This is a genomic window from Oligoflexus sp., from assembly GCF_035638955.1.
Lineage (GTDB): Bacteria > Bdellovibrionota_B > Oligoflexia > Oligoflexales > Oligoflexaceae > Oligoflexus.
Map to the genome: position 1 here is coordinate 1 of NZ_DASQYZ010000330.1, position 4,805 is coordinate 4,805.

The 4,805-nt window shown below is 51.6% G+C and carries 5 protein-coding genes; 1 reads left to right on the plus strand and 4 read right to left on the minus strand.

What is annotated here, in order from left to right; all coding sequences use genetic code 11:
- Positions 1–294: 294 nt before the first annotated feature.
- Entirely contained in the window at positions 295–1,506 is a 1,212-nt protein-coding gene (locus VE954_RS29520; RefSeq protein WP_324959716.1) for an alpha/beta hydrolase, read from the plus strand.
- A 321-nt stretch (positions 1,507–1,827) separates the two neighbouring features.
- On the opposite strand, the gene VE954_RS29525 is transcribed toward VE954_RS29520, so the two are convergent.
- The 4 genes from VE954_RS29525 to VE954_RS29540 all read right to left on the minus strand — a co-directional run bounded on the left by VE954_RS29525 (position 1,828) and on the right by VE954_RS29540 (position 4,524).
- On the minus strand, positions 1,828–3,438 hold the full coding sequence (locus VE954_RS29525; RefSeq protein ID WP_324959718.1) for an IS66 family transposase: 1,611 nt from the start codon (positions 3,436–3,438) through the stop codon (positions 1,828–1,830).
- Between the two features lie 67 nt (positions 3,439–3,505).
- Positions 3,506–3,775, minus strand: a complete 270-nt coding sequence (locus VE954_RS29530; RefSeq protein WP_324959720.1) for a hypothetical protein — start codon at positions 3,773–3,775, stop codon at positions 3,506–3,508.
- A gap of 54 nt (positions 3,776–3,829) precedes the next feature.
- On the minus strand, positions 3,830–4,186 hold the full coding sequence (tnpB, locus tag VE954_RS29535) for an IS66 family insertion sequence element accessory protein TnpB (protein ID WP_324959722.1): 357 nt from the start codon (positions 4,184–4,186) through the stop codon (positions 3,830–3,832).
- Positions 4,183–4,524: a hypothetical protein gene (locus VE954_RS29540; RefSeq protein ID WP_324959724.1), complete on the minus strand. Its 342-nt coding sequence runs from the start codon at positions 4,522–4,524 to the stop codon at positions 4,183–4,185. Before VE954_RS29540 ends, tnpB begins: the two co-directional genes overlap by 4 nt.
- Positions 4,525–4,805 lie beyond the last annotated feature (281 nt).

Here is a 4,805-nt window from a genome sequence, read left to right on the forward strand (position 1 = left end):
CCATGAAAGCCTTGACTACAGAACTCCACAACAGGTTCACGTTGGCGAATACAAGGCTAAGGATACAATTGTTGGTAAGAAATACTTGAAAGCAGTGGCATAATGCTTTAACTATCAAAATCTCTCCGCTGGTCTAAAGCACAGGGTCCACTTCATCGTTCAGGAACGCTTTGAGGCCGAACCTTGCAGGCCGGCGTTACCAGGTATCACGGAGGAATTGGAAAGCGTTTTGCATAACGCTGAGTGGGAGCCAAATGGCTTCGAGATCAACATTCAGTATAAAAGAAGAACTTCATGCTTCCGTTTACCATTCTTTCTATTTGGTTCCTCGGCCTTATGTCTCTGGCTGTCCCCATCCTCGCTGTTTACTTATTATGGAAATGGTATGATGCCAGTCGTGTCCTGAAATGGGTCGGCACCGAAAGGGTTTTGAAATTTGAGTGGGATGTGGGGTTGAATTTTCCTACCTTTGCGTTAATTCTTGGGAGTCTTCTGCTGCTCATGAGTGTTGCGGGCAGATTCATTATGCCCTTCCTGTTGGGACGCCTTGCCAGGCGTGCAGATGATCCGGCTCAGAGCGCCACGGGCGCACAACTTACCCGCATGCGCGTACAGACTCCGGACGGTGCACAAATCAATGTTGAAAGTTCGGGAATGCACAGCGCGCTGACCATTGTGCTCGTTCACGGTTGGGGTATGAACAGTTCGATCTGGAAGTATGTTCGCAGCAAGCTTGAAAAAGAATACAGAGTCGTGACTTTGGATCTGGCAGGCTTGGGACATTCGAGCGAACCCGCCAATCATGACTATCGTCTTGCCAATTTGGCTTCACATCTGAATACTGTGTTGGATGCGGTTGGGAGCGAGCGGTTTTTGCTTGTAGGGCACAGTATCGGTGGGATGATCACGCAGACGTTTTTTGCTGCGTATCCCGAATCTTTCACTCGAAAAATTGCGGGAATTGTCCTGGCGCACACGACCTACATCAATCCTGTGCATACGTGTCAGCGGCGCAAACTCGCTGCCGCCCTGCAGAAAGCAGTCATCGAACCTCTCCTCAAATTCACCATCGTTGTAAGTCCGTTTGTGCGGGTAATGCAAAAATTGTCTTACCAAAACGGTCTCTCGCATCTATCAAATGCGCGTAGTTCCTTTGCAGGTGGGCAAACGCGCGAGCAACTTGATACCGTTTCCAAACTGGGCGCACACGGTTCGCCGGCGGTGCTTGCGCGAGGTGCACTGGCCATGTTGGAGCTTGATGTTGGCCGGGTCCTGCCGCAATTGCCTGTGCCCACTCTTGTGGTGGGCGGTGACAAAGACACGAGTACATGCCTCGATGCGAGTCAGTATATAAGCCAGCGCATACCGCGCGCTACTCTTCGGGTGCTGAAACCTGCAAAGCATATGGGCCTGATAGAGCACCACGAAGAATTTTCACAGTCCGTGCTGAGCTTTGCTCGCACGCTCAACGTGCCCCAGCAAGGAAAAACTTTAACCCTAATGTAAATACACTCCCCAGAGAGCTGGTTTAAAAAGGCCATGGTCAGCCAGTTGGAGTGAATAAACTTCCCGAATTGCATAAAGACTCGGTGCGAGTTATGACTCACCAGAGCACCAAGGTAAGGCCGGCAGCCCTGGCAAGATTTTTCTCCGAAACCCATGCGGCTGGCTCGAATCCCAACTTCTTATAGAAAGTTGGGATTCGATCGAACCGCCAAATCTGCAGGTAGTCATTTGAGCCAGAGCATCGACAAATATAGCCGTTTTGGCACGCCATTCACGCCGCTGCAACGTAACCACTCCAACAATGGCTGTGGAGACATAAATCTAAGAACCTGTAGCTTGTGATGAAGATGCGGAGTTGATCCGCCTTCTATAAGCAAGCGGGGTGTAATCTTGGGGATTCTTCTCTATATCCTTCTCCGGCTGCGCCAGAACCCAGGAAAGATAGGCTTTTGGACTTGCTTCTGCCGCCTTGGCTGTCATGATCAGCGAGCGGAGAATATCGAGACTCACCCTGCCGACCTCAGACTTTCTGAACTTCGCCGAGACCAACAGCATTTTCTCAGCCCTCAGCAGGCGCTCCGCGCGATTGTTGCTACTCTCAAGCCTTGGATCTTCCAGGTATGCTGTCAGCTCAGGAAAATGTCGAACGATATAGCTGCATCCCTTGTAAAGGGGGGATTTCTTCGGCCAGAGCTGATGCAAGCGATTTTGCGCGGACTTTCTTTTTTCCGCGTCGATTACACTCAGAGCAAGTTCTCTGATTTCCTCCCAAACAGGCTTTTCGAGCAGCAGCCTCAGTCGAACGATTTCAGCTGCCTGCCTGGGCGAGGCGAATATACTGCGTTCGGCAGCGCTGATCAAGGTAAACAGCTCAAGCATTCTATCGGTAAATTGAGGGTCATCCTCTTCATACCTCTTAAAAGGCCGTCGCGCGTGCGAGGCACACCCTATAAAGCGCGAGATCCACCTCACCATTAAGAGTGGCTCGGGAAAATTCGATGGCGATAAATCACCCTGAATTATGACTTTTGGTGCGGATGCCGGCCTTATGGCGAGCATCCGGGAAAGAAGGTTTCCGTAATGCCCGTAGTGGGTGCGATAAATGTATATGGTGGAACGTGGGTCAGCCGGAACAGTGCGTCCGTGGACGTGACTGACGAAGATGCCTCCCTTTGGCTTTTTCGGATCATTCTTGTAGGAAAAGCTGCGGCCGAGCTTTTCCGCAACAAGCTTGACAAGGGGATCCAGTCCATCATATCCATCCTGCAATCCACGCGTCGCTTTGATTTCCATTTCAATGCAGCGCGTGGAGGAGTCGTCACCCGCTAGGATCAGAGCGTTATGGGCCAGCTCAGTGATCAGCCAGAGGTAAACATGGACAAGCTTTTGCGCCGCCGCCTGAAAATAGCGACAGATGGAGCTGGTGCTGAAGATGCCGAAAGCTGAAAAGAGCACTTTCCTCAGGCGATCGAAGGGCATTGCCGCTTCGATGGCAAGGCATATCAGAAGGGCAATCGAGGCCCAGGTGATTTTGCTTCGTTCCGGCCCAAGGCTGGAAAGGTCCGCCCGGACCGATTTTCCCGAGTAGAGGTCCGTGACGGTCTCGACACGGATCCGCCGCTCTTTAACAACAATCTCGGTTTCATAGCGGGTTATAAGATCGTAGCTCGAATGCAAACTCGCGCCCGGCGCAAAGCCGCTACGATCCGCCCGCCATGTTTCTTCGACAACTTCGCGCCGGGCAAGTGGCTCGCCGGTTAATTCCTCGTTTGCCTGGCCGCGCGAACTTGAAGTCGTGTCCTGCTGCTCATCGGAAGTGGTTTTCTCCAGGGCTTTCTCGACATGCACTTGGGAAATGGAAAGTCTGTCCGCTATGATAAGCTCAATCTCAGAAAGACTGTCACAGCCTTTGCCAAGCTTTTTAAGCTGCAAAAGAAGGCTCTGATAGCGGCCCAGCTTGTTCTGCTCGGCGCTCTGAGATCCTCGCGGTGATTGGGAATCAGGGCTGGCGGAGGATGGCCCTTGGAATGGCTGATTCCCCTGACTGTTTTGCCAGGGAATTGTTCCCGCGTTCCGACTTCGGAGTGATGCCCATCTGTTGATGCAGGTATTTGAGGATATTTTTTTGCGGCATATTCAGAGTCATAAGATCTCGAAGACTCGAAAAAGCCTTGAGAGCTTGTAAATATTCGGGTCCAGACTCTGCATTGGTTTTGGCCCAAACTTCGAGATGGCAGATCTCTTCCAATGTCAACGACGGAGTACTCATATCCAGACCTCTTCCTGATGATCTGGCATGAGAATACTCACAGAAAAAATAGGGTCAATTTGATTCGTTCTGAAAGGGCTTGACCCGTTTGTGAACAACGAAGGCGGCACCTTCCAGCAGCATACCCAGCTCCGCTGCTGTCATTGACGACTTGCTTACCTCGGCGGTGAAGTCGATCAAGGTCTTCATGGCTGACCTGTGGAATACTTTGTACGAAACCCATAACCCGGTCGGGTCCGAATAGATGAGCTTCAGCTTTCTCTTGTCGCCGCCAATGAAAAGAAGGGCGTCACCATCCAGCGGATTGAGGCCAAGCTTGTAAGCCTCGGCCAGCAAACTCCAGTGCCCCTTCCTGAAATCGACCCTGTATTTTGCCAGCCAAATGTTGCAAATGGAACCAACGGCAATCATAAGCTGGCTCGAATTTTCTGCAAAAGCGCTGAGCTGATTGCTTCCATATCCATCTCAATCCATGCATTCTCGCCGATATATATGCGTGCTGTCGCGGCCTTCGAGGGTCTGACCTCGATTTTCTCAAAACTTGCGTTCGTATTCCTATCCTTCCAAGAACAGAGAGTCGTCAAGGATATCCCCGTAGCGCGACTTAATTCCCAAGGGCTTGTCCCACTCTGCAGCAAGGTAATCATGCGGCCTTTTACGGGAGCAGGAAATCTTCGGCCCTTCCCGCGTGGAGAGACATCATAGTCACGAAACAAAGTTTCCAGTTCGCGAATCAACTCTTCGGTCATTGTTCATACTCCTCATGTTGCTGATAGACTCAGCTTAGAGGATGCCGCGACGTTCGCCCGCAGCCGAGGATGGAGTGCTTACGGCCTTTCCTCGGCCCACATCGAAAAATGGCGGCAGATGTTGTATTCAGCTTTGGGGTTGAGAGACCAGGAGCGCCTTCGTCTGGAAAAGCGCATTCGGGAATTGGAGCGCGATCTGGAACGCAAGAACAGGGCACTCGCTGAAGCCTCGGCGCTGCTTATTCTCCAAAAAAAAGCCAGGAACCTGCTCTACGAAGAGG